Origin of the sequence: Halomonas sp. Bachu 37 (genome assembly GCF_039691755.1) — a bacterium.
In the GTDB taxonomy this organism is placed as follows: domain Bacteria; phylum Pseudomonadota; class Gammaproteobacteria; order Pseudomonadales; family Halomonadaceae; genus Vreelandella; species Vreelandella kashgarensis.
The window spans coordinates 2,409,560-2,433,360 of record NZ_CP137552.1 but is presented as its reverse complement, the minus strand read 5'-3'; the positions used below and the strand labels follow the sequence as shown (position 1 = coordinate 2,433,360).

Here is a 23,801-nt window from a genome sequence, read left to right as displayed (position 1 = left end):
GGGCTCATGAGCGTGGCTCCGTAGTGTTCTTGTCGCTATCGCGGTCGGCAGGGTCTTGGGTCCAGGCGGGAGGACGCTTGTCGAGGAAGCTGGCCAGTCCCTCTTGGCCTTCGGCACTGACGCGCAGTTCGCTGATGACCTGGCAGGTGTGTTCGCGAGTAGCCGCAGAATCGAGTTCGCGAGCCACCACGGCAAGCAAAGCCTTGGTGGTGCGGCTGGCTTGTGGTGAGGTGGCCAGCAGGGTCGCCAGCATGCCATCGACCGCTTCATCCAGTGATTCGGGTTCCACCACCTGGTGGGCCAGGCCGAGGTCACAGGCGGTAGCGGCATTCATGACTTCTGCGGTGAGGGCATAGCGGCGTGCCTGACGCTCGCCCAGCGCGCGCAGCACGTAAGGGCTGATGACCGCCGGCGACAGGCCGATCCGGACTTCGGAAAGGCAGAACTTGGCTTTTTGCGAGGCGATGACGATATCGCAGCAGGCGGCTAGGCCCACCGCGCCGCCGAAAGCGGCACCCTGCACGCGACATAGCGTAGGGCAGGGCAGGGTATCCAGACCGTGCATCAGGTCGGAGAGCTTGCGCGAGTCGGCCAGATTGCCGTCGAAATCGTACTCGACCATGCGCTTCATCCAGTTGAGATCCGCGCCGGCGGAGAAGCTCTTACCTTCCGAGCCCAGTACCACCACGCGTACCTCGCCCTGTTCGGCGCGCTGGTGCAATTCAGCAAGGTGCGCATTCAATTCGGCAATCAGGCTGTCGTCGAAGGCGTTGTGCACCTCGGGACGGTTCAGCGTCAGCCACGCCACGCCACGCTCGTCGATGTTCAGATTCGAATATGTCTGTGTCATGACTGCCTCACATCCGGAATACGCCGAACTTGGTGGATTCCACTTCCGCATTCATGGCGGCGGCGAGCGACAGGCCCAGTACATCGCGGGTCTGCAGGGGGTCGATGACGCCGTCGTCCCACAGACGAGCGCTGGCGTAATACGGGTGGCCCTGGTGCTCGTACTGTTCGCGAGTGGGCTGCTTGAACGCTTCCTCGTCTTCCTGGGTCCACTCGCGGCCTTCGCGCTCGTACTGGTCGCGCTTGACCTGGGCGAGTACGCCGGCGGCCTGCTCGCCACCCATGACCGAGATGCGCGCATTGGGCCACATGAACAGCAGGTTGGGATCGTAGGCGCGGCCGCACATGCCATAGTTGCCGGCACCGAAGCTGCCGCCGATCAGAATGGTGTACTTGGGCACCTTGGCGCAGGCCACGGCGGTAACGAGCTTGGCGCCGTGCTTGGCGATACCTTCGTGCTCGTACTTGGAGCCCACCATGAAGCCGGTGATGTTCTGCAGGAAGATCAATGGAATCTGGCGCTGGGCACAAAGCTCGATGAAATGCGCCCCCTTGACGGCGGACTCGGAAAACAGCACGCCATTGTTGGCCACGATACCCACCGGGTAACCGTGGATATGGGCGAAACCGGTGACCAGCGTATCGCCGTAGTAGCGCTTGAACTCGTCGAAGTCGGAGTCGTCGACGATGCGCCCGATGACTTCGCGAACGTCATAGGGCTTCTTGAGGTCGGTACCCACGATGCCGTACAGCTCGCTGGGGTCGAGGCGTGGCGGTTTGGGTTCTTTCATCGCCAGCTTGCCGCGCTTCTGCCAGTTGAGACGCGACACGCAGGCACGGGCCAGTTGCAGCGCGTGGGCATCGTTCTCGGCGTAGTAGTCGGCCACGCCGCTCTTCTTGGCGTGGACATCGGCGCCACCCAAGTCTTCGGCACTGATCGACTCGCCGGTGGCGGCCTTCACCAGCGGCGGGCCACCCAGGAAGATGGTGCCCTGTTCCTTGACGATGATCGACTCGTCGGCCATCGCCGGCACATAGGCGCCGCCGGCGGTGCAGGAGCCCATCACCACGGCGATCTGAGGAATGCCTTCGGCGGACATCGTCGCCTGGTTATAGAAGATGCGACCGAAATGGTCGCGGTCGGGGAAGACGTCATCCTGGCGGGGCAGGAAGGCGCCGCCGGAGTCGACCAGGTAGATACATGGCAGGCGGTGCTTGCGAGCAATCTCCTGGGCACGAATGTGCTTCTTCACCGTCATCGGGAAGTAGGTGCCGCCCTTGACGGTGGCGTCGTTGGCGACGATCACGCACTCGACGCCCGATACCCGGCCGATGCCGGTGACTACCCCGGCGGAGGGCACCTCTGTCTCGTAGAGCTCGTGCGCCGCCAGGGCGGAGAACTCCAGGAAAGGCGAACCTTCATCGATCAAATGATCGATGCGGTCACGAACGAACAGTTTGCCCCGGGACTCGTGCCGGGCGCGGGCCTTTTCGCCACCGCCCTGACGGATGGCGGCGGTGAGGTCGCGCAACTTGACGACTTCATGGTGCATGCTGGCCTGGTTGGCCTGAAAGGCGTCGCTGCGCGAATTGATCTGGGATTGCAGAATGCTCATTGCAAGTCCTTTAGGTTGATAGGGAGAGGGGCCCGTCACTGGAACCCAGCACGCAACTTATGCTTATGAAATTATTAATCATAGGAAACGATGGACTTGAAGATTCACCACATCATGTTGGGCAACCATAGTGTCAAGCCTGGGAAAAGGAGCAGAATCGAAAGCACTAAAACCTCAAGCAAAATGAAAGGCAATATGCCGACAAATACAGTGCTGAGAGGGAGTTTAGTTTGTCCCGCAGTGACGTAAACGTTAAGTCCAAGAGGAGGTGTTAAAAGCCCAATCTCTACTGTCTTTGTCACGATTATTCCAAACCATACAGCGTCATAACCTAGTGCCGAGGCAATTGGAAAAGCTAACGGCATTGTCAAGGACAGGATTGCCAATTGATCAAGCACCATTCCCAATAACAACAACATCCCCACCATCAACAGAAGAATGGCCCAAGAAGGAAGGCCGGAGTTCTCTACGGCAACGATGACGCCTTGAGTGATTTGGGTGAAGGCTAGATAGTTGGCAAAAATAGAAGAACAGAAAATGATTGCCACAATCATGACAGTGGTTGTCACCGCACGACTCAGACCACTTGATATGTTGCCTGGGGAGAGCACTCGCTGGGAAAGCCCGAGGATCAGTGCACCTGTGACTCCAAGGGCACCTGCTTCAGTGGGGGATGCGGCACCCGTATATATGGCAGCAATGACTAAAATAATTAGTACTACGATTGGCCAAACTCCTCGGGATTCTTTGAAAGCTGAACGTAGCTGAAAAGGAGATCCTGCAGGAGCATAGCCACTTACTCTAGAGAGAATCATTATGGTCATAATCATACCGGCCGCCGTCAGCATGCCCGGGACGATACCGGCGATGAAGAGTCGGCCGATAGAGGTCTCTGTAAGGATGCCGTAGACCACCAGAACAATACTCGGTGGGATCATTACGGCCAGTGTACCGCCTACACAGACAACCGCAGAGGAAAGCCTGTCATCGTAGCGATATCGACGCATTTCTGGAAAGGCTGATGCAGCCATGGTGGCTGCGGATGCTGTACTGCTTCCCACCAAAGCTGCCAGCATTACAGCTGAGCCAACGGTAGCCACGGCAAGACCGCCGCGTAGGTGGCCGACCCAGGCTTGGCAGGCGATAATAGCTCGTCGCGTCATATTACCCGCCGTTAGCAACTCGGCCATAAGAATGAATAAGGGAATGGCGACAAGAATAAAACTTGAGGTCTTTTCAAATACTGCGCGCTCGAGAATCGCCAGTGCTGGATCCGGACCAAAGTGAAGTACTAAACCCACAACGGCAGAAGCGCCCATAGCAAAAGCGACCGGCATTCTTAGGAGCATCAGCAAGAAAAGAAGAGCAACGACAAGGTAGAAGGATTGCATACTCAATGCTCCAGATGGGTTATTGTTAATTGTTTGAATGTCTATGATGCAGCCAAGGATTATTCAGGTTTTGAGTTTGGGTGACATGCGGTGTGATGAATACTGAACACACCGCATGTCTCAGTTACTCTACTTATAAGCTCAACGGTTACCGTTCAATGAGACATTGCTAACTGCACTCTCAAAAGCTTGTAACGCCTCGGCTGCTCTAGGATCGTGGCTGCTGATCCGTTTTACCCAGTCGCCCTTTACATCTGCCACTGCGCTATCGAGAGATTGCAATTCTTCGTCCGTGAATTGGAAAGTGTTGATCCCTTGATCACGCCACTCTTCCAACAGACCAGCCGTGGATTCATCCAGGGCTTTTGCGAGCGCGGTGCTAATTTCCTCTCCAGCCTCAAGCATCGCAGAGCGTTCCTCTTGAGATAGATTCTCAAAAGTTTTTTGGTTTATCACGAGAGCATAGCTATAGCCCCCAAAGGAACCATTGCTAGAAATATGGTCGACTACCTCCTGAAGGTTATATGCGCCAACCGATGAGAGTGGGAAAAAGACACCTTCAACTCGACCACGCTCAAGACCCATGTACACCTCAGGTCCTGCTAGGCTAACAGCCGATGCGCCGAGGGCGCGTGCTGTCATGGCCTGTGTTGTGCCGCTGGTACGAATATCAAGCCCACTCCACTCGGAAGGCAAGCCGACCTGTTTATCCTTGAGGAGTACCTGATAAGGCGGGCTCACCAGACTAAAAATGGGTACAACTCCGGCCTCTGTAAACTCCTCACGTAGAGGTCCTTCGCTCATCACAGATTGCAGTGCTGCCGAGCCTTCTTCCGCACTATCATATAGACCGGGCAAGGCAATCAGTGAATTGAGTGTCAGTTTTTCGCTGTGATAAGCAGGGCCGATTAGAGCCATATCTAGCACGCCAGTATTAACAGCGTCCAGCAAGCCGCCGGCAGGTGCTGCCTGTGATGATGGGAAATGTGTAAACTGGATTGAGCCATTGGTTTTTTCTTCGACATGGCTCATCCACGGCCTGGTGCCCTTTTGTGTAAAGAGGTGTTCAGTCGAGAAAAAGTCCCCGATGCTCAGGGGTCGGCTCTCTGCCGCTACCGGGAGGGCAGTGACAGCCAGAGTCGCTGAAAGGATGAAGGGCATTAGCGCGCTGTGTGATATTGAGCATGGCATATTATTGTTCTCCAAGACTATTGTGATGTGATACTACAGGTCGATTTATCTCAACCAGAGTGGTGACTTTCCTGTATTTTCTTTTGGTTCAAGGCAACTCTATTACCAAATACACTGGTACATATAAGGTCGTTAAGCAGCCGTAAGGAGAGCACGGCACTCCCTATAGGAATGGAGGCATAAGCCACTCCCAGAGGCCAGTCATAGATGCCAAAATAAATGGAGTGATTGGCCAGTGCCTTGAAGGCATACACCCCTGACCGCCAAGCAATTAGCACAAACAAGACGGCAGAAATAGCCAGGATAAGGCTATGTAGATATGGCCAAGCACGTCCAAACATTTCAGGCTTGATTACCTCAAGCGACAGGTGGGCGCCCTCTCGATAAACACGTGATAGGGAGAGCACCGCCGTTGCTGGCATAAGGTAGAGTTCGGTCAGCTCGAATTGGACATGTAGGGGTGTATTGAAGAGGGTTCGAGAGACGACATCCGCTGTGATAAGGCCAGTCAGAAACACAAGGCAACAGCAAGCCAAAGCATGCAGCGAGTCCTCCATATAACCGAGGATCCGGCTCGGCAATAGGATGCCCACATATTCAGAATCATTTTGCATAGTCATCCCCCGGCGGTAGCATGGTTGTTGTTAGACGCCTTACGGCATGTGTAAGGCGCCAGTTCCATCATGTTTCGATCAGGATCTCAGCCGCGAATCGGTAACTCCACGATACCTGTACCCAAAGCGGAAAGTTCTCCATCCTGATTGTATGCGGCCTGCTCGATCTCCACGAGATGACGTCCTTCCTCACTGGTCTTGCTCTTGACCTTGGCCTGGATACGGATGATGTCACCCTCGGGATTATGCCGGCGGATTTGACATGCTGACCGCCGAAGGAAACCGTCGTCACCCATCCAGTTGGTGAGCTGATGGGTCAGCCAGGAACAACGCTCGGGGCCATAGTCATAAGCGCCAGGAGCTCCGACACGCAAGGCGAAATCTTCTTCCCAATGTACCCGCTCGGGGCAATCGGGAATTCCGAAGCGATTCTTTATTCCTAGGCCTGGATGGGCAGTGTGCTGTTGCCAGGCGAGCTTGTTGGCTCGAATGTAGAGACCACCCCAGCCTTGTGCGTAGGCGATGAAACCAGTCACAGTCATTGGTCCTTTGACCATAGTCGGGAGCTCCTCTCCCTCCTGAACATCTTCCCAATAGCGCGGCGTACTGCCACGAATTTCTTCCTTCTCATAGAGTTTGAAAGCTTCGGCAAGCTCTTCCTCTGTATACTTCCTAGGCTCTCTTTCTCTTACCTCCTTGTATTTGGTTCCTTGCTCGCGGGCGTGGTCGCGCTCGGTACGAAAACACCAGCTGTCTGCCTCGGCTACTAAGTCACCCGATTGGTTAAAGAAATTCACATGATATATTTGCTGCACAGCACGGCCGGCAAAGCGGGTATCATGCTCAATCAGATCCTTCAGATAGGCTTCGGTGGTGATAACATCGTTGCGGCGAACTGCCTTGTGCCAAGTCCAATCGGCACCCGACCACATGGCGTGAACACCAGGCAAACCACCTACGTAACCTGAAACTATGCGGCTGGTGGAGAAAAGGAAAGAGGGCAGTGCAATAATATCGCCGTATCGTGTACTGGCCGCATAGCTCGGATCGCACCACAGTGGGTTGTCATCACCAATACCATGCGCATAGTGGCGGATGCTGTCCCGGCTCGCTTCATAGTTCCAAGGCTCGACAGTTTTTTCGATTTTGATACCTATGCGACTGGCTAGGTCGTCCAAGCCTTCTTGGGTAATTTTGGGAAAAAGGCCATCGGTGCCATCGGGTTTAATTGCTGCTTGGTTCATGTTGTTATACCTCTCGGTGAGTTGTTAAGTTCTAACTAGGGGGATCAGGAATCTGATCCAAGTGCTACCTTCTCCCGGTCGCGCAACACTTTTCGATGCACCTTGCCGGCAGGAGTTTTGGGGAGTTCCGAAACGAACTCCACGATGCGTGGGTATTCGTGCCGGCTCAGTCGAGTGCGTACTAATTCTTGAATCTCGGATATGAATTCATCGTTCCCGGGTCGCCCCGAGACGGCAAAGACCTTAACGACTTGACCGCGTAGTTCGTCTGGAACACCGATAGCGGCAGCTTCCTGAATATCGGGATGCTTGAGCACGGCATCCTCGATCTCCACGGCACTCATGGTCCAGCCAGCGGAGATGATCACATCGTCGGCGCGACCAGCGTGCTCGAAGTAGCCATCCTTATCGATCCGCGCAAGATCCTTGGTGGGAAACCATTCCCCGTTGCGCCAGATCATCAGTTCCCCGACCACACCAGGTTCGCAGGGCTTGCCATTGGCATCATGGACTTCGACTCGTGCTCCCGGCACGGGCTTCCCTAGCGATCCCGGTTTGAGGGGAAAATCTTCTGCTCCGGGATAGCTCACCAGAATGACCCCGATCTCCGTGGTGCCATACATGCTGCAGGCTTGCACGCCAAAGGTGTCAGCGACGAAGTCGGCGGTCTCGCTGTCCATGGGCTCGCCGGTAAAGGAGAGCTTGCGAATCGTGTAGTGATAGCGATCGGCAGCGCCCGAGTTCCTCATCATGCGATAGTGAGTAGAAGCGGCCGACAGGTTGGTGATGCGGTAGTCCTGTAGAGCCCTGAGTAACCGTTCGGCGTCGAACTTGCCTGAGAAGGTGCCGGTGGTGATGCCTAGGGCGAGGGGCGCCAGAGTGCCGTGCCAAAGGCCATGTCCCCAAGCTGGAGACGAAGGGCAGAAGAAACGATCTCCGGGGCGCAGTCCCGTACCATAGAGAGCCGCTGTCATCAGGGTGACAATCGAGCGGTGAGTGTGGCGCACTGCATCGGGCAGTTCACGTGTGGTACCCGAGGTGTACTGCAGGGCCGCGAGATCATCACCGCGTGTCTGGCATTCAAACATGTCGGAATAGCCACCCAGGTCAGCCATGAAATCCTGGTCGGCCACTACCGTCTTTAGGTTCGCAATACCCTCTGCCAGCGGGGCCTTTTCAGCATTGGTCAGCAACAGCCGAGGTTTGCAGTCCTCCATACGCAAGCGCAGTCCGTCCGGCCCAAACAGAGTAAAGAGCGGAACGGCGACGGCCCCCATCTTCATAGCGCCGAACAGGCCGACATAGAAAGGCAGGGAAGGCTCTAGCATGATCGCCACCGGCTCACCTGGCTTCACTCCCTGCGCGATCAAATAGTTGGCGAACCGTGCAGACGCCCGAGAAATGCTCTGGAACGTTAACGCTTCGTCGTGCCCATCGGCATGAGCGATGCGAACCGCTATTGCATCGTCGTCCGAATGACGGTCAATGCACTCGTGCGAGATGTTCAGTTGTGACCGGCTACCGTCGAAAAGCTCCCAAAGCTTTTCGGGCGAAAACTGGCGCTGGGCATCAGCATAAGTTGTGAGTTCTGTGAGTTTGCTCATTTGACTTCCCCGTTCGTAACTTTCCGTGCCCTAGCCGTGGGCGACTGTGATCAATTCAAGACCCGAGTCACGCTATTGTCAATAGACACCATGCATTTTATATTGACAATGGCTGGCATATGGATTCACACTGAGGTAGAAGGCACCTACACAAGAGCACATGAGATGACAAACACATGGAAACGCCAGAACGCCACATGAAGCGGGTACCAGCTGTGACACGTGCCATCGCAATTCTCAGGTACCTGGGGAAGAGAAAAGAACCCTTGGGTGTCAATCAGTTAGCGCGTGATCTCGAGCTTATTCCCAGCACCTGCTTGCACATCCTGAGGACTCTGGTCGAAGAGGAGCTGGTGGCCTTCGATCCAGAGACCAAACTCTACTCGCTTGATGCGGGGATATTGACCTTGGCTCACAATGTGATGCGCCAAAACAGCTTCGGTGACATCGTGCAGCCTGCTCTGAATCAGCTATCGGAACGCTATGGCGTCACGGCTATCGGTGTGCGCGTTTCCGGGATGCGGCACATGGTGGTTGTGGCGGTTTCGCATATGGAGCTTCCCTTCCGGCTGCATATTAGTGTCGGTAGCCGGTTCCCTGCCCTGATCAGCGCCACTGGTCGGTGTTTCGCTGCCTTCGGTAGTCACAATTGGGACGATCTATCAGCGCGCTTCCAGTCTCTCAAATGGGAGCGCGCGCCCTCTCTTGAAGAGTGGCGCCATGAGGTCGAGCGTACGAGAGAGACTGGCTATGCCATTGATAACGGAAACTATATCCGCGGGATCACAATCGTTTCAGTTCCTGTTCTGGATTCACGGGATGAGATGTCCCATGCCGTCGTAGTCGTTGGGGTTGCAGAGCAGGTTAAAGACGATGGGATGAAGAAAATGATTGAAGAAATGCGTGATATTGCTGGCAATATTTCCTGGAAACTGGGAGGGAAAGGTGAGATCCCCTCTTTGTCGTCTGAAAGAAAGACAGCTGAGGCATGAGGATGGAACAGGACCTGAAGTTGCTAGGCTGGAAGGCACGAAGTGTTCCGGGACTTATGACTTTTATTGGCCCGCTCTGGACTCGCCAAGAGAATGATAGTTGGGGGTATGGCTTACTCCTAGAAGAACATCATTGCAACCCTGCAGGAGTAATACATGGAGGCATTTTTACCACTTTAGCAGATCATGCGCTTAGTACACTCGCATGGGAGACTGCAGGGAGACATCCGTGTATTACGATACAGTTGGGGACACATTTCCTTATGCCTGTGCAACCAGGTGATTTTCTTGAGGCACGTGGTTGTGTTGTTCAGCAAGGCCGCAGCCTATTGTTCATGGAGGGAAGACTCTCCGTTGAGGGGCGTGACGTCGCCTTGGCCAGCGGGGTCTGGAAACAAGTATAAGACCCTTCACCCTCATATCGCTACTCGTCTTGGGAGCCAATAATGACTAGAAAATGCCAGGAAAAATCGTCTTGGAAAGGGCCACTTAATAACGTCAAAGTGCTCGATTTTACTCGCGTACTATCTGGGCCTTATGCAACCATGATGCTAGCTGATCAAGGTGCAGAGGTCATCAAAGTAGAAACCCCAGGCAAGGGGGATGACACTCGAAATTTCCCACCCTTTCAGGGCGATATGAGCCACTATTACATGTCGTTAAATCGCAATAAAAAAAGCATTACTCTTAATCTTGCTACTGAAGAAGGTAAGATGATTGCCCGTGATCTTGCCGCTAAGAGCGATGTGGTAATCGAGAATTTTCGACCCGGGGTCATGGAGCGGCTAGGTCTGGACTATGCCACGCTGGCTGAGCATAACCCTGGGTTGGTTTACTGTTCGATAAGCGGTTTCGGGGCGGATGGCCCTCTCCGTGATCAACCCTCTTTTGATATCGTGGCGCAAGCTCTTTCCGGAGTGATGAGCGTGAACGGGGAGCCAGGTGCCAGACCCACCAAAATGGGGCTACCGATTGGAGACATGGCGGGCGGCATTTATGGATCCATTGCGATCCTTTCGGCACTGTATGAGCGCAAAGAGACTGGTAAGGGACGTCTCATCGATATTTCGATGCTGGACAGCCTTTTAGGTATGTTGGGGTACCTTGCTCAGATTTATCTTGTGACGGGAGAATCACCGAAGCCTCAGGGGACGAGACATCCAAATCTGGTACCCTATGGTGCCTTCAAGACCAGCGACGGATATATCATTATTGCCTGCCTAACCGAGGGATTTTGGCATAACCTGGCACGGGCAATCGGTGACGAGGAGCTAATAGAAGATTCTCGCTTTGCCGATTATGCTTCACGTTTGACATATCGTGATGAGTTAAATGAGCTAGTCGAGCGCCATACTCGTACTTGCACTACTGCAGAGTGGACGGAGCGATTGCAACGTTATGATGTTCCACACTCGCCCATTCTGAGCATAGGGGAGGCATTGGAGCATGAAAACACACGGGCGAGAAATATGATCAACTCGGTTTACCATCCGGTGATGGGCGAGCTCCGTCTGGTTGGCAACCCCATCCATTACATGGGCATGCCCCGGCCTTCCCTTGAACCACCGCCCTTACTCGGAGAGAACACTGAGGAAATTCTTAAAGATATTTTGCACCTTGATGTTGAGCAAATAGCAGAGCTCCGTGACCGGGGGGTCTTCAACCCTCTAGGAACGCTTAAGGTTGCTGAGAGAACTTGTTGAAGATGTTCATGTTCCGTTCCTCACCTAAGACAGCCGACAGGATTGTCCTCGTTCTACTGTGTAGGCGTTCCCATGATTCTGGATCTTGATATCGGTAATGCGCTGTCAAAATGGCGTCTCAAGGACCCTATCAACAATGAGGTTCGCTCGCGCGGCTCAGTATGGACTTCAGAAAAGTGGCGTCCTGGTCGTGACTTTCCTGATCTAAATACAATCGAAGCAGTACGGATATCGAGTGTGGCCGAAGCTGCCTTATTCAAAGACTTCCTTGATATCTTACGGTGCGAGGTGGATAACATCCATATCGCCCGCTCCACTAGAGTGGCACTAGGTGTTACTAATGGTTACGAGGATCCTAGGCAACTCCGGGTGGATCGCTGGTTGGGTTCACTTGCCGGTTATCAGTTAGCAGGGGGCTGCTGCGTTGTTGATTGTGGTAGTGCCTTAACTATCGATTTCGTTCTACCGGGTGGGCGTCACCTCGGTGGGTATGTATTACCTGGAATACGGTTGATGAAAGAGATTCTGCAACTGGGAACACGCAATGTAGCGATCGAACTCGATAGCGAGGCCGAAGCATTGCTTGCCCCTGGAAGGCGAACCATTGAGGCAGTGAATCATGGCATCTATATCGCGGCAATAAGTGCTATCGACCGTCTCTATTTGGAGGTGTGCGCCAGGGAAAACAAGGCGTTACCGTTACTATTGACGGGTGGCGATGCCAAAGTGATAGCCGGAGGGGTGCATGCTCCTCATGCTATCTGGCCCGATATGGTCTACGGGGGGCTGGAGGCTTGCTTTCCGCTCACAGCCGCTGAGCGAGCGGGTCAGATGTCTGGAGCCCCGAATGTTCCTGAGCTGATCAATTTGGAAGCTATGAAGGCGTCAATTCTTTTAAATAAATGATTGACACTATGTAGAACATACCGTAAGCCGCCTCCAGTTTCTTAGACACCTGCAAGTCTTGTATTGAAGGTAAGATCCTATTTGTGTGAAGGGCTAATAGCTTTCATTCGTGTCAGTCCTTCTTGGGCGGAAGATGCCACTAAGATACCATCTCGATTATAGATGCTGCCGCGGGAGAAGCCGCGACCGCCACCAGCCCAAGTGCTGTCCATATCGTAGAGCAGCCAATCATTGACACGCACGTCGTGGTGGAACCAGACCGCATGGTCAAGGCTGGCAATTTTTAGGTTTGGGTCTGGATGGACTAGTCCATGGGGCACGAGTGATGTAGTCAGTAGGTGGAAGTCGGAGCTGTAAGCGAGCAAATAACGATGGAGGATAGGATCATCCGGTAGAGCATCGGAAAGGCGGAACCAGATCCGCTTGCGGGCTGGTAAACCAGGTTTTGCCTCGTCGCCAAGATGAAGGAACTCGATAGGATGCCCAGGAAAGCGCTCTAGGCGAGCGTTCCTGCTTGCGAGCATCTCAGGCGCTGTAACCTCGGGCATTGTGGGCTGGTGGGTAATACTCTCTTCCTTGCCATGAAAAGAGGCGCTGCAGAAGAAAATGTGCCGACCCTTTTGGATGGCTGAGACCCGGCGGGTAGTAAAATTTCCACCATCACGCACCCTGTCGACCTGATAGATCACTGGGCGATGTGGATCCCCAGGGCGCAGGAAATATCCATGTAGAGAGTGGGCCCGTCGTGAAGGAGCGACGGTTTGGCCGGCCGCCGATAATGCCTGGCCCAGCACCTGCCCGCCGAACAACTGAGGCAAGCCGAGGTCTTGGCTACGACCGCGGAACAGATCCTCTTCCAGAGCCTCTACGCTGAGCAAGTCCACCAGGGCGTTCACGGCGTCAGGGTTCATTGTCTTACTCCGGTGCTATGCGATGCAACGACACCGTTGATATCATACGGTTGTCTACATGTACTCCAGTTTACAGGATTTCGAGGCGTTTCGCAGATACGAATACTTCACGCACGGGATATAGGGGCAGGCCCGGTGGGGTTCGATTTCAGTGTAGGGACGGGATAATCGAGTCGTCCAAACCAATCGTCGAGAGGAGTTCTGTCTATCCAGCATAGCCTGTGTTCGGGGGGGGGTAGCTTACCTACGCTGAGCAGCATAGGGGCAGTTAGCAGAAGCTACTTCTCGTACAAAACCTAGATGTTTGGTCCCGAAGAGTAATGGTCTACATTATGAACCATTATCGGAGGATGACCCATGGCTCAGATTCTTCACAAACGCGCCACGACCACGCACGCCATCCGAACAGAAATACAGCGATCGACGGAGTCGGTCACGACGTTGAGTCGACGCTACGGTATTAACCCCAAGACTGTGCGCAAGTGGCGTCACCGAGATACCGTCGAGGATACCCGCATGGGGCCGTCAGCCCCTCGTTCCACGTCGCTCACACCACTGGAAGAAGCCGCCGCTGTCACTTTTCGGCAAAAGACGCTGCTACCGCTGGATGACTGCCTCCATGCTCTTCAGCGGGAAATTCCCACGCTGTCCCGATCGAGCCTGCACCGCCTTTATCAGCGGCACGGGATTAGCCAACTGCCGAGAGATAACCGCCAGAAGCGCGAGAAGAAGCCCTTCAAGCGCTATCCGATCGGCTACCTACATATCGACATCAGTGAGGTCCGCACTGGTGAGGGCAAGGCCTATCTGTTTGTCGCGGTGGATCGGACATCCAAGTTTGTCCATGCACATCTGTATCGCCAGATGACTCGGCAGATCGCCGCTGATTTTCTCGAAGCAGCGCTGGCGATGTTGCCTTACCGAGTCCACACCGTGCTGACCGATAATGGGGTTCAGTTTGCGAAGAAGGCAGGCGCAGAGGCCTATAAGCCGCATATCTTCGATGTCGTCTGTTACCGTCACGGGATCGAGCACCGGCTGACAAAGCCCTTTCATCCCTGGACCAACGGCCAGGTTGAGCGGATGAATCGTACGCTCAAGGAAGCCACCATCCGGATGTTCCACTACACCTCGTTGGCTCAGCTCCAGTCTCATCTGGAGGATTATCTATGGGCTTATAACAGTGCTCGCCCTCTCAGGGCGCTCAAAGGCAAGACACCCGTCGGATTTATTCTTGAACAGTGGCAAAAAGAACCCCAAAGATTTTATGATGATCCGAACCACTTCTTTGCGGGACCAAACACGTTGAGTGTATCGGCTTATCCTGGCGTAAATGGGGGTACACTTGCTCAACCGTTTGTTGCCCCGATTCATCGGCCACCACGGTGTAGGGAATGTCTGGTCCCAGTACCAATGGGGAGGATAACGCGCTACTAGGTAGCAGCACAGCAGTTGCCAGAAGCAGCCATAACGATATCCACTCAGGGATCAACGGTTTAGTCCATCGTTCGGTCAATTGCTTTTTCCATGATAACGGTTTGGCGCAGTTTACACGAAGCTCGGATCTTAGCGATTCTGGCGCTCGACGGCATTGTCGAAACCGTGAATCTTGATCACATCAAGGCGGGGTGTTGCTCAATCAAGGCGCTGAACCCCACGGGCAATGTGCTGGCAGGATCGGACGAGCTCTAGACGGGGCCGGTAAGGTCCTGCTTTTCATCTATAACCTGAGGTATCCATCATGAGCGCGAACACTGATGTATTGTTCATTTCCCACGGTGGCGGGCCGATGCCGCTGCTTGGGGATCCCGGTCACCGCGATATGGTGGATCGACTTACGGACATCGCGGGCAAACTGCGCAAGCCCTCGGCGATTCTGGTGATCAGCGCGCACTGGGAAGAAACGGTCCCAACGGTCACCGCAGGCGCCAATCCGCCGCTGATCTATGACTACCACGGTTTTCCACCCGAGGCTTACGAAATCTGCTATCCCTGCCCAGGAGAGCCTGCATTGGCGGGCCAGGTACGCCAGGTCCTGGAACAGGCCAGCATACCGGCACAGCTCGATGATCAGCGGGGCTTTGATCATGGCCTGTTCGTGCCGCTCAAGCTGATGTATCCACAGGCGGATATCCCCTGTGTTCAGCTCTCGCTGGTGAATAGCCTGGATACCGAGACGCATCTAGCGATAGGGCGGGCATTGCAAGCGCTGGACTACGACAACCTGCTGGTGATTGGCTCTGGTTTCTCGTTCCATAACATGCAAGCGTTCTTTATACCGAACACCCCGGAGATTCAGGCGCGCAACCAGGCCTTCGAGGACTGGCTGGAAGAAACCTGTACCGACACCAGCCTGCCGGAGTCTAAGCGGGCCGAGCGCCTGGCTCATTGGGAGCGCGCGCCCCACGCCCGGTTCTGCCACCCACGTGAAGAGCATCTTCTGCCGCTGCATGTGTGTTATGGGCTAGCGAACAAGCCAAGTGAAACCCATATTTCGGCAACGATTCTCGGCAAAAAATCGGGGATGTTTTACTGGCAAGCCGAAATGAGCTGATTAACCGGTCGAATACCGCCGACTACCTATATAGTTTAATCGTAGCCAATCTCTCTACACGACCCTGCACGGCGCTATGCCGAGCAGGGACGTCTGTTTTGACTAAACGCCAACGCGCTGCCGCCATAGCGTCTACCTTGGCTATGGTGGAGTCGGTTGGCTACTGTTTGGTGAGTTGTTCGAAGATGACTGTGAAGCCGACAAGAATCTTATGACTCTAATTTAAATTTACTGGTATTAATTGGATCTATTATCCAAGTAATCTTCCCGGAGAATAGGGATTTCTACTCTACTAATTCCACCCAATCTCCACGTTTCAACTGGGTCGCTTCCCTCTGGGTCCTGGATTGAGCCCCAGATCACTCGAAACGTGGTCGCGTAAACAGACCCATCCCCCATGACAATGTTCGCGTTAATGTGATACCTGCGCTTTTGCTCTTGCATTATTGCATCATCAAGATCCGATTCTATTTCAATATCCGCTATACCTTTCTCTTTACATGCTTCATGGAAATCAGAGAATTTTTCATCATAATAGGGGTCTGGTTCAATTTTCCGTTGATGCAGTGAAAGATGCTTGTCTTTATCTCCCTCGCAGATTGCTTGAACAGCGACTTCGACCATGCCTGTTGCTGTCTCGCTATACGCTTCATTGGCCAGAGCAAGGGAGGAAAATAGTAGAGTAAGTGTCGTAGTGATCGATATGGAGATTGAATTCGTTTTTTTTAACATTGTTGTTCCCTTGTTTTTAGCGCCAATATATTTGAACAAAAGTAAGGTTACGGGACCATACAAGCTATGGCAGCTTCTTCTACAGGCCGCTACCAACACCTGCTGCTTTATCGCACGAAAAACACGCTCACCAATACAATCATTGCATCGCCCCGGTGTCTAGATTATCCGGAGCGATTCAGGCTATCCAGAACAGGGGGACGGGGAGGGGCGCGATAGGTCGTCATGGCTTCCTCCATAGCTTGCTGCAATGCCTCGATGCGCGGACCAAGGGCGGGATGAGTCGATAGGAACTCAAGAGGCTGACAACACGTGTAGGAACTGTCGACGCATACAGCCAGTCCGTTCACCAGTCAGGCAAGACTTGTAAGCCTACCGTGACTTGCAGAACACTATCGATGAAACTGCTTTTCTCGTTCGGGTTGCCAGAAGATGGCATCGATCCGCAGGCGTGCTTCGGTGTTGTTGGGTAGCGGCCAGTCGATGATATCGCCAACTTTCAGGCCGATCAGTGCCGCCCCGATGGGCGCCATTACCGAAATGCCATCCGGAACACTTGCCAGGGAGTGCGGATATACCAGGGTACGAATCATCTGGGCGCCACGATTGAGGTCGGTGAAACGGACCTGGCTGTTCATGCTCACCACGTCATCGGGTATATCCTCGGGATTGAGGACTTCGCCCCGGGATAGCTCTTCCTCGAGCAGCTCCGCCACGGCCAGGTCCTTGTCGGACGCTTGATCGATAAGGCGCTGGAGGCGCTCGGCATCCAGGCGATTAATGATAATGGGGGGACGCTGTCCCATGACGACTCTCCTTGAAACGCAATAAAGTCGAATCAACAAAAAGCAGCCCTTCCCCGAAAGGAAGGACTGCATGCTTCTGGCAGTGTAAGCGATTCACATCATAAAGGCGATCAGGTGACGCCTTGTTCGATCATGGCATCGGCGACACGTCTGAAGCCTGCAATATTGGCGCCCAGCACCAGGTTGGACGGTTCGCCGAACTCGACGGCGGTGTCGGCGCACTGTCGATGAATATCGGCCATGATCTGCTGGAGTTTCTGGTCGACCTTTTCTAGTGGCCATTGCTCCATACCGCTGTTTTGGGCCATTTCCAGCTGGCTGGTGGCGACACCGCCTGCATTGGCGGCCTTGCCTGGCCCGTAAGCGATCTTGGCTTCGAGGAAACGGTCTACGGCCTCTTTCGTGGAGGGCATGTTGGCCCCTTCGCTAACGCAATGTATGCCGTTGGCGAGCATGATTTCCGCATCGCTTTCGGTCAGTTCATTCTGGGTGGCGCAAGGGAAAGCGGCTTCGGCTTGAATACGCCATACCGCATGTCCACCCTGAGGATAGTCGCGTGCCGAAATATACTGCGCCTCCGGATGGTCATGTAGATAGGCTTCCAGGGAAACCCGTTGTACTTCCTTGAGCTGCTTGAGCAAGCCTAGATCGATGCCGTTGGGATCGTGGATGGTGCCACGCGAATCGCTACAGGTAATCGGCTTGGCGCCTAGCTCGTATAGCTTCTCGATGGTGTAGATCGCGACATTGCCGGCCCCCGAAACCAGGCAGGCCTTGCCGCGAAGCTCTTCTCCTCTTGCCGCCAGCATGTTCTGCGCGAAGTAGACCGCACCGTAGCCGGTGGCTTCCTTGCGGCCGAAAGAGCCTCCCCAATTGAGCCCTTTGCCCGTCAGTACGCCTTCATAGCGCCCGGTCAGCCGCTTGTACTGACCGAACAGGTAGCCGATTTCACGACCCCCTACACCGATATCACCGGCAGGCACATCGCAATGAGGGCCAATATGGCGATATAGCTCGGTCATGAAGGATTGGCAGAAGCGCATGATCTCGTTATCCGATTTCCCCTTCGGGTCAAAATCGGAGCCACCCTTGCCGCCACCGATCGGTAAACCGGTCAGCGCATTCTTGAAGATCTGCTCGAAGCCCAGGAACTTGATGGTGCCCGACGTGACGCTGGGGTGAAATCGCAGGCCACCCTTGTATGGGCCGAGAGCGGAGTTGAACTGTACACGATAGCCTTTGTTGACTCGTACGCGTCCAGCATCATCCAGCCAGCTGACCCGAAACATGATCTGGCGTTCTGGCTCGACGATCCGTTCGATGATGCTGTGTTGATGATAGTGCGGGTTCTGATCGAACAAGGGGCGTAGGCATTCCAGCACTTCTTCAGTTGCCTGATAGAATTCTGACTGAGCTGGACTGCTTTTCTGTAGTCGTGTGAGCGTGTCGTGTACATAGGGCATAAGGGTAGACCCGTGCAGTTAAATAGCGTTGGCTGAAAGAATGTGAGGATATTTAACCGACGGTGCGTAATCATGCATACCCTATGCTTATTTGGTATGAACATATTGGATTGCAGGAAAGACTAAAGTCGAATGCTCAGCGCTCAGTACACGTTGGTTTTAGAATATCTAATAAACGGTTATTAAACGAATTGGTTGCCGCCGGGCTATTATGGAGGACCGGCGGTACTGCCTGGCGGGCCTGTTGCGCGTCGGGGCGGTACTTGCGCATGATGTAGCGCAGCCGTTTCATGACATCCAGATTGGCGGCTTCCATCCGGGACAGGGCGGCCATCGCCTCGTCCATGCGCCCTTGCTGGTGGTATGTCACGGCCTCGATAGCCTGCTGGTGGACTTCTCGATGCGGCACTTCCAGTGCCTGGAAGTCCTGGTCGCTGTAGAACTGCTGGCTCCCCGTTCCTGCGTAGTACCAGCGGCCCAGGGCGCACTGGGATTCATCGGGCAGGTCCGCTGCCGTCTTGGCCGAGAGGCCCATGAAGATACGATAGACTTCCAGCTTGATTTCCAGCTCTTCCAGATTGGCCAGCTCCACTTCGCTCAACATGGCGGAGAAGGCGAGTGCTTGACTGCTTTTATGGGTCAGCTCCAGCAGCTGCTCGGTACGCTGCATCACGTGGCTCGCCTCGGCGCTAAGACGTTCGGCCTTACGGGAGTTATCGTTCATCACCCCATCGACCTGGTCGGCCTGGCTCATGATACTGCCGTTGAGATCGCCGATTCCGTGAGTGGCATCATTGGTCCTTGACGCCAGCTCGCGCACTTCGGTTGCCACCACGGCGAATCCACGTCCGGCTTCCCCGGCCCGTGCCGCCTCGATGCTGGCATTGAAGGCGAGCAACGTGGTCTGCATGGAGATTTCATCGATAGCACCGACAAAGCTGTCGATACGCCCGGCGTCATCGCGCAGCGACGTGACCTGCTCGGCGGCAGTGCCGATGCGCTCATTGAGCGAGCCAAGATCGGTGACCATGGCATTCAGCGCATCCTGGCTGCGTTGCGATTCGCTGGCGGTGAATTCCGCGATCTGCTGATTGCCCAGCAGCAACTCGGAGAGATCCGAGAAGGACTCGTGTAGTGCCACCACGGAGTCCCCGAAGCCGGTGAGATTGGTAAACAGATGTTGGTGCAGCCGCTGCTGGGCTTCCAGCGTGTCGATGCGGGCCTGGAGCCGGTCGCGCTCGGCGTGCAATGCAGTAGCTCTTTCTGCCTCGCCTTCGTGGCGAGAAAGGGCATGACGGGAAGGGGATCTACGGCGGAAAAGGCGCATGGCGTCTCCTGGTCGTGCAAACAAGAGCCGCCCGTCACGCAACAGGCGGCGCGTGGAGTCAGTCGATGATGCGTCAACCGGCGCGTTCGAACAGCAGATTATTCTCCAGGTGGATGTGCTGCATGAGGTCGTCGCGGAATTCGCGCAGCCCGGCGTAGAGCGCGCGCCAGGTGGTGCAGGCGCCTTTGGGCGGGTTGATGCCATCGGTGAGCATCATGAGGTGCTCGAGGCTTGCGCCATGGTCGTCATGCTCGTGGCGCATCACCGTGATCGGCCCCTGGGCCTGGGCGCCCAGATCGCGACGCAGCATGGGGAAGAGAATCTGCTCCTCCTTCTGCATGTGGCTTTCCATTTCCTGATGAATGTCGGTCAACAAGTCGGCAAGCCCATGGGGGCAACTGTCGCGGTCGCCGTGGACCTGCTCGACGCGGCGGGCCATGCGGGTCAGCTCGGGTAACTGTTGGCGATGAACGTCATGGTAGCGAGTCAGGATGTGATCGATCAGCGCGTCGTCGCTGGCGTCTCGCCAATCGTGTTCATTGCTGGCATTGGCCGATAGCGAATCAAGTTCGGCAACGAGTTGATCAGGTTGTAGGCCGGCGCGCTGTGCCGCTTCTCGAAGAGTGATACGACCACCGCAGCAGAAGTCAATGTGATGCGCATGGAAGATACGTGTGGCGCCCGGTAGGGAAAGTGCGATACGTCCGACGGACTGGTCGAGTAAAGTCATGGCGATGCCTCATGTGGAACGAGTGCTGGGAAGCGTTCTGGGAAGAGTCCAGTTTTGTTATAGCAAGCGGCATGCCAGGATATTTATTTGATATAAATCAAATAGTTAAAGTGTATAAGGTGAAAATAACCCTGATATGGTAGGGTAAAAATAACTATATAAAGGTTATTTTAACCATGCTTGATGACACTCTATTGGCCGATCTGGTTGCCGATTTGCCCAGTGCCGTGCGCCTGCAGCGGCTTGTACGTACCCTGCGTGAAGGGTTTCGCTGTGGCGCAGTTTGCCTGCTGCGTCTGGAAGCGGATGCTCTGAGACCGGTGGCCGTGGATGGTCTAGCGCGTGAAGCATTGGGGCGGCGCTTCGAGGTAGCTCACCATCCGCGCCTGGCGACCATCCTTGCCAGCCGTCGTACCACGCTCTTTGCGCCGGATGCCGACCTGCCGGACCCCTACGACGGCCTGGTGGAGCAGCAACCCGGCCAGCCGCTGCATGTGCATGACTGCATGGGCATCAGCCTGCACGTGGAAGGTGAGCCCTGGGGCGTGCTGACCCTGGATGCGTTGGAAGCGGGGACGTTCGATGCCGCTGATCGCATGACGCTGGAGCGCTATGCGCTACTGGTCGAGGCGGCGGTGCGGGTCAGCCGCCTGGAACAGGACCTGCGCGCGTTGCGCATGACCCATCAGGAAGGCAGCCCGCTACTGTCGGCGCCCGAAGCGCGCGATATCCTTGGCCATAGTGGAGTACTTCAGCGGTTGCTAGGTGAGCTTGACGTGGTGGCGGCGTCCGATCTGACGGTGCTGCTGAGCGGTGAGACCGGAGTCGGCAAGGAGCTTTTTGCGCGTCGATTGCATCGGTGTTCTTCACGACGGGAAGCGCCGCTGGTCCAGATCAATTGCGCGGCCCTTCCCGAGTCGCTGGCCGAGAGTGAGTTGTTCGGCCATGTGAAAGGGGCCTTTTCCGGCGCCAGCACCGATCGTGCCGGCCGCTTCGAGGCAGCCGACGGTGGTACGCTATTTCTCGATGAGATAGGCGAACTACCGCTATCGATTCAAGCCAAATTGCTGCGTACCTTGCAGGAAGGCGAGATACAGCGCTTGGGCGAGGATACCCCGCGCCGGGTTGACGTAAGAATCATCGCTGCCACCAATCGTCAGCTGGCCGACTCGGTGCGCGAGGGCGGCTTCCGTGCCGACCTGTATCATCGGCTGTCAGTCTATCCGGTAGCCATTCCGCCACTACGCGAGCGGGGCAGCGACGTACTGGTGCTGGCCGGGCACTTTCTCGAGATCAATCGCATGCGTCTTGGGGTGCGCAGCCTGCGCCTCTCCCCCGAGGCCGAACAGGCGCTGCTGGCCTATGGCTGGCCGGGCAACGTGCGCGAACTGGAACACGTGATCAGCCGTGCGGCGATCAAGGCGCTCAGTCATGGCGCCAGCCGTGACGACATTGTCACACTGATGCCCGCATGGCTCGACCTGCCTGTTAGTGCGGAGCGGGTTGTCGGCGCGGCCGAGACGCCGAAAGTATTGAATGAGGCCGAATCGCCAACGCTACGTGAGCGAGTGGAAAAGACCCAGCGTCAGGCGATCCGCGAAGCGCTGGAATCCTGCGACGGAGGTTGGGCAGCCGCCGCGCGCTGTCTGGCGGTCGACCCCAGCAATCTGCATAAGCTGGCCCGGCGGCTGGGAGTCAAGTGAAATTAGCGTGAACCGTGTTCGGCTAGCGTCTGGATAAAGACATGCGGAACCCGGCGACTACGGACTTATCGCTACGTAGGAGTAGCACTAGACAACAGAGCCTCGCGCCGGTCGATGGGTTTACGTAGCCACAGGCTCAGCAGTACGACCGCCAGCAGCAGTTCAGCCAGGTCACCGCCGTAGTACATCAGCTGCGCGGCAAAACGGATCTCTTCCACCCCATTGCCGGTATCGCGGGGCCATAAATAACCGTACATCAGTTTGCCTAACAAGCTGTGAGCGGCGATGGCAATGAACAATATCCCCAAGCGAAAGCGCAAACTCAGCCGATGCGGCGAGGCATCCGGCTCCGCCAGAATGGCCCAGCAGAACAGATATCCTGCCACCAGAAAGTGCAGGTGTAGCCAATAGTGCAGCGCCTGGTTGTCCAGCGAAGCGGCATACAGAGGCGTCAAGTAAAGCACGTACATACCGCCGATATTGAGCGAGAGGGCACTAACTGGATGCGAGACGAAACGTATCGGTCGGCTCTGGAGCAAGGCAGCGACGCGCCGCCCCCCGGCTTGGGGTAACGCGCGCAACAGTAGCGTCACGGGAGCAGCCAGCACCCAAACCATGGGTGCCAGCATGCCTATCAGCAGGTGTGCCACCATATGGCCGCGTAGATCGTGATGCGCCCATGTCATCATCGATGGCAGCACAGCAACAGCAAGCAATACACTTCCTAGAACCAAGAAACCGCAGCGCCAGAGGCTCCAGCCCGCCGCGGTGGTTCGCTGTGCGTAGGCAGCGGCCAAGTAGGTCAGCGTCAGTAAAGTAACCAATACAAGCGGCAACCACTCGATAAGCCCATGACTGTCATGCGCCTGAACAGACATGTTTAACCCCTGCCCATTCGCTTGGCTCGCCGATATAGCCATCCCCCTACCAGTAGCAGGACCAGGGCGGCGAAATTCCAGCTAAGGTCGTAAATGAATGGCTCTACTTCGTAGCGGATCTGATGGAGGCGCAGAAGCTTGTGATTGACGATACCGTCAAAAAGCTGAAAGCCGCCCATGCCACAAAAGAAACCAGCCCACGCCCAGGAGATGGCCAACCGCTTTCGCTGCGATAAATCGATCAACAAGAAGACGCCGATCACGATGGCAAGCAGCTCTACGGCATGCAGTACGCCATCCGAAATGATGCCGATCGTCGGTGTCGCTCGGTCGAAAAAGTGGTGCCATTGGAGTAGCTGATGAAAGACGATTTCATCGACACCCGCCATCACCCCAATACCTACCAACACAGCCGCCCATAGCGAGCGCCGAGCATCGTCACGCGAAGACGTAGGCAAATTCATTTGTGTATCTCGCTTCTGAATACGCTCTTCAAATTAGCCAAGCTTTTTGCAAAAAACCAAGGCCACGGCTGGCAATGATGACCGAATTTGACCGCTCGATCGTCAATATGATGCAGGTCAATG

At 55.3% G+C, this 23,801-nt stretch carries 21 protein-coding genes and 2 pseudogenes; 7 read left to right on the top strand and 16 right to left on the bottom strand.

Annotated elements, in window-relative coordinates:
* Window positions 1-4: 4 nt before the first annotated feature.
* The 7 genes from R5M92_RS11215 to R5M92_RS11185 all read right to left on the bottom strand — a co-directional run bounded on the left by R5M92_RS11215 (window position 5) and on the right by R5M92_RS11185 (window position 8,509).
* Window positions 5-850 (bottom strand): enoyl-CoA hydratase/isomerase family protein, encoded by an 846-nt coding sequence (locus R5M92_RS11215; protein WP_346796038.1) that lies wholly within the window; start codon window positions 848-850, stop codon window positions 5-7.
* Window positions 851-857: 7 nt separating this feature from the next.
* Window positions 858-2,465, bottom strand: a complete 1,608-nt coding sequence (locus R5M92_RS11210; protein WP_346796037.1) for a carboxyl transferase domain-containing protein — start codon at window positions 2,463-2,465, stop codon at window positions 858-860.
* A 104-nt stretch (window positions 2,466-2,569) separates the two neighbouring features.
* A complete protein-coding gene (locus tag R5M92_RS11205) occupies window positions 2,570-3,856 on the bottom strand; it encodes a TRAP transporter large permease (protein ID WP_346796036.1) in 1,287 nt (428 codons plus the stop codon).
* A gap of 141 nt (window positions 3,857-3,997) precedes the next feature.
* Window positions 3,998-4,888 carry a TRAP transporter substrate-binding protein DctP gene (dctP, locus tag R5M92_RS11200; RefSeq protein WP_417338786.1) on the bottom strand — a complete coding sequence of 297 codons (891 nt, stop codon included), beginning with the start codon at window positions 4,886-4,888 and terminating at the stop codon, window positions 3,998-4,000.
* A 209-nt stretch (window positions 4,889-5,097) separates the two neighbouring features.
* A complete protein-coding gene (locus R5M92_RS11195; protein WP_346796034.1) occupies window positions 5,098-5,661 on the bottom strand; it encodes a TRAP transporter small permease in 564 nt (187 codons plus the stop codon).
* Window positions 5,662-5,747: 86 nt separating this feature from the next.
* Window positions 5,748-6,905 (bottom strand): FAS1-like dehydratase domain-containing protein, encoded by a 1,158-nt coding sequence (locus tag R5M92_RS11190; protein WP_346796033.1) that lies wholly within the window; start codon window positions 6,903-6,905, stop codon window positions 5,748-5,750.
* 44 nt (window positions 6,906-6,949) lie between these two features.
* Entirely contained in the window at window positions 6,950-8,509 is a 1,560-nt protein-coding gene (locus tag R5M92_RS11185; RefSeq protein WP_346796032.1) for an acyl-CoA synthetase, read from the bottom strand.
* 176 nt (window positions 8,510-8,685) lie between these two features.
* Here R5M92_RS11185 and R5M92_RS11180 point away from each other — a divergent pair, with 176 nt between their 5' ends.
* The 4 genes from R5M92_RS11180 (at window position 8,686) to R5M92_RS11170 (ending at window position 12,110) form a co-directional block, all read left to right on the top strand.
* Window positions 8,686-9,501, top strand: a complete 816-nt coding sequence (locus tag R5M92_RS11180; protein WP_346796031.1) for an IclR family transcriptional regulator — start codon at window positions 8,686-8,688, stop codon at window positions 9,499-9,501.
* The gene (locus R5M92_RS16250; protein WP_417338782.1) at window positions 9,498-9,905 is read left to right on the top strand and encodes a PaaI family thioesterase; all 408 of its coding nucleotides are present in this window, start codon (window positions 9,498-9,500) and stop codon (window positions 9,903-9,905) included. The genes R5M92_RS11180 and R5M92_RS16250 overlap by 4 nt, the downstream gene beginning before the upstream one ends.
* Window positions 9,906-9,947: 42 nt before the next feature.
* The gene (locus R5M92_RS11175; RefSeq protein WP_346796029.1) at window positions 9,948-11,204 is read left to right on the top strand and encodes a CoA transferase; all 1,257 of its coding nucleotides are present in this window, start codon (window positions 9,948-9,950) and stop codon (window positions 11,202-11,204) included.
* A 72-nt stretch (window positions 11,205-11,276) separates the two neighbouring features.
* The gene (locus R5M92_RS11170) at window positions 11,277-12,110 is read left to right on the top strand and encodes a type III pantothenate kinase (RefSeq protein WP_346796028.1); all 834 of its coding nucleotides are present in this window, start codon (window positions 11,277-11,279) and stop codon (window positions 12,108-12,110) included.
* 77 nt (window positions 12,111-12,187) lie between these two features.
* Here the strand turns inward: R5M92_RS11170 and R5M92_RS11165 are convergent, their stop codons facing one another.
* Window positions 12,188-13,021 (bottom strand): acyl-CoA thioesterase II, encoded by an 834-nt coding sequence (locus R5M92_RS11165; RefSeq protein ID WP_346796027.1) that lies wholly within the window; start codon window positions 13,019-13,021, stop codon window positions 12,188-12,190.
* 357 nt (window positions 13,022-13,378) lie between these two features.
* Here R5M92_RS11165 and R5M92_RS11160 point away from each other — a divergent pair.
* Both R5M92_RS11160 and R5M92_RS11155 read left to right on the top strand, forming a co-directional pair.
* A pseudogene (locus R5M92_RS11160) lies at window positions 13,379-14,326 on the top strand (IS481 family transposase); the annotation flags it as partial.
* 436 nt (window positions 14,327-14,762) lie between these two features.
* Complete coding sequence (locus R5M92_RS11155; protein WP_346796026.1) at window positions 14,763-15,575, top strand: class III extradiol ring-cleavage dioxygenase; 813 nt, start codon at window positions 14,763-14,765, stop codon at window positions 15,573-15,575.
* A gap of 237 nt (window positions 15,576-15,812) precedes the next feature.
* Here the strand turns inward: R5M92_RS11155 and R5M92_RS11150 are convergent, their stop codons facing one another.
* From R5M92_RS11150 to ytfE, 6 genes and pseudogenes are all read right to left on the bottom strand, one after another.
* On the bottom strand, window positions 15,813-16,307 hold the full coding sequence (locus R5M92_RS11150; RefSeq protein WP_346796025.1) for a hypothetical protein: 495 nt from the start codon (window positions 16,305-16,307) through the stop codon (window positions 15,813-15,815).
* Between the two features lie 392 nt (window positions 16,308-16,699).
* The gene (rnk, locus tag R5M92_RS11145) at window positions 16,700-17,113 is read right to left on the bottom strand and encodes a nucleoside diphosphate kinase regulator (RefSeq protein ID WP_346796024.1); all 414 of its coding nucleotides are present in this window, start codon (window positions 17,111-17,113) and stop codon (window positions 16,700-16,702) included.
* A gap of 110 nt (window positions 17,114-17,223) precedes the next feature.
* Window positions 17,224-18,576, bottom strand: a complete 1,353-nt coding sequence (gene gdhA, locus R5M92_RS11140) for an NADP-specific glutamate dehydrogenase (protein WP_346796023.1) — start codon at window positions 18,574-18,576, stop codon at window positions 17,224-17,226.
* Window positions 18,577-18,712: 136 nt separating this feature from the next.
* Entirely contained in the window at window positions 18,713-19,111 is a 399-nt protein-coding gene (locus tag R5M92_RS16245) for a CZB domain-containing protein (protein WP_417339158.1), read from the bottom strand.
* A 165-nt stretch (window positions 19,112-19,276) separates the two neighbouring features.
* Window positions 19,277-19,606: pseudogene (locus R5M92_RS16240) on the bottom strand (methyl-accepting chemotaxis protein); the annotation flags it as partial.
* 370 nt (window positions 19,607-19,976) lie between these two features.
* Window positions 19,977-20,633, bottom strand: a complete 657-nt coding sequence (gene ytfE / locus R5M92_RS11130; protein WP_346796021.1) for an iron-sulfur cluster repair protein YtfE — start codon at window positions 20,631-20,633, stop codon at window positions 19,977-19,979.
* A gap of 176 nt (window positions 20,634-20,809) precedes the next feature.
* On the opposite strand from ytfE, the gene norR reads away from it, so the two are divergent.
* Entirely contained in the window at window positions 20,810-22,336 is a 1,527-nt protein-coding gene (gene norR / locus R5M92_RS11125) for a nitric oxide reductase transcriptional regulator NorR (RefSeq protein ID WP_346796020.1), read from the top strand.
* A 71-nt stretch (window positions 22,337-22,407) separates the two neighbouring features.
* On the opposite strand, the gene R5M92_RS11120 is transcribed toward norR, so the two are convergent.
* A complete protein-coding gene (locus tag R5M92_RS11120; RefSeq protein ID WP_346796019.1) occupies window positions 22,408-23,214 on the bottom strand; it encodes a cytochrome c oxidase assembly protein in 807 nt (268 codons plus the stop codon).
* Between the two features lie 2 nt (window positions 23,215-23,216).
* Window positions 23,217-23,678 (bottom strand): DUF2243 domain-containing protein, encoded by a 462-nt coding sequence (locus tag R5M92_RS11115; RefSeq protein ID WP_346796018.1) that lies wholly within the window; start codon window positions 23,676-23,678, stop codon window positions 23,217-23,219.
* Window positions 23,679-23,801: the final 123 nt, after the last annotated feature.

Coding starts and splice junctions, on each gene's coding strand:
- R5M92_RS16245 (WP_417339158.1), bottom strand. CDS start 19,111: ATGGGCCTCTCGGCCAAGACGGCAGCGGACCTGCCCGATGAATCCCAG.
- R5M92_RS11165 (WP_346796027.1), bottom strand. CDS start 13,021: ATGAACCCTGACGCCGTGAACGCCCTGGTGGACTTGCTCAGCGTAGAG.
- R5M92_RS11115 (WP_346796018.1), bottom strand. CDS start 23,678: ATGAATTTGCCTACGTCTTCGCGTGACGATGCTCGGCGCTCGCTATGG.
- R5M92_RS11175 (WP_346796029.1), top strand. CDS start 9,948: ATGACTAGAAAATGCCAGGAAAAATCGTCTTGGAAAGGGCCACTTAAT.
- dctP (WP_417338786.1), bottom strand. CDS start 4,888: ATGAGCCATGTCGAAGAAAAAACCAATGGCTCAATCCAGTTTACACAT.
- gdhA (WP_346796023.1), bottom strand. CDS start 18,576: ATGCCCTATGTACACGACACGCTCACACGACTACAGAAAAGCAGTCCA.
- R5M92_RS11120 (WP_346796019.1), bottom strand. CDS start 23,214: ATGTCTGTTCAGGCGCATGACAGTCATGGGCTTATCGAGTGGTTGCCG.
- R5M92_RS11215 (WP_346796038.1), bottom strand. CDS start 850: ATGACACAGACATATTCGAATCTGAACATCGACGAGCGTGGCGTGGCG.
- R5M92_RS16250 (WP_417338782.1), top strand. CDS start 9,498: ATGAGGATGGAACAGGACCTGAAGTTGCTAGGCTGGAAGGCACGAAGT.
- R5M92_RS11195 (WP_346796034.1), bottom strand. CDS start 5,661: ATGCAAAATGATTCTGAATATGTGGGCATCCTATTGCCGAGCCGGATC.
- R5M92_RS11170 (WP_346796028.1), top strand. CDS start 11,277: ATGATTCTGGATCTTGATATCGGTAATGCGCTGTCAAAATGGCGTCTC.
- rnk (WP_346796024.1), bottom strand. CDS start 17,113: ATGGGACAGCGTCCCCCCATTATCATTAATCGCCTGGATGCCGAGCGC.
- ytfE (WP_346796021.1), bottom strand. CDS start 20,633: ATGACTTTACTCGACCAGTCCGTCGGACGTATCGCACTTTCCCTACCG.
- R5M92_RS11205 (WP_346796036.1), bottom strand. CDS start 3,856: ATGCAATCCTTCTACCTTGTCGTTGCTCTTCTTTTCTTGCTGATGCTC.
- R5M92_RS11180 (WP_346796031.1), top strand. CDS start 8,686: ATGGAAACGCCAGAACGCCACATGAAGCGGGTACCAGCTGTGACACGT.
- R5M92_RS11155 (WP_346796026.1), top strand. CDS start 14,763: ATGAGCGCGAACACTGATGTATTGTTCATTTCCCACGGTGGCGGGCCG.
- R5M92_RS11190 (WP_346796033.1), bottom strand. CDS start 6,905: ATGAACCAAGCAGCAATTAAACCCGATGGCACCGATGGCCTTTTTCCC.
- R5M92_RS11185 (WP_346796032.1), bottom strand. CDS start 8,509: ATGAGCAAACTCACAGAACTCACAACTTATGCTGATGCCCAGCGCCAG.
- norR (WP_346796020.1), top strand. CDS start 20,810: ATGCTTGATGACACTCTATTGGCCGATCTGGTTGCCGATTTGCCCAGT.
- R5M92_RS11150 (WP_346796025.1), bottom strand. CDS start 16,307: ATGTTAAAAAAAACGAATTCAATCTCCATATCGATCACTACGACACTT.
- R5M92_RS11210 (WP_346796037.1), bottom strand. CDS start 2,465: ATGAGCATTCTGCAATCCCAGATCAATTCGCGCAGCGACGCCTTTCAG.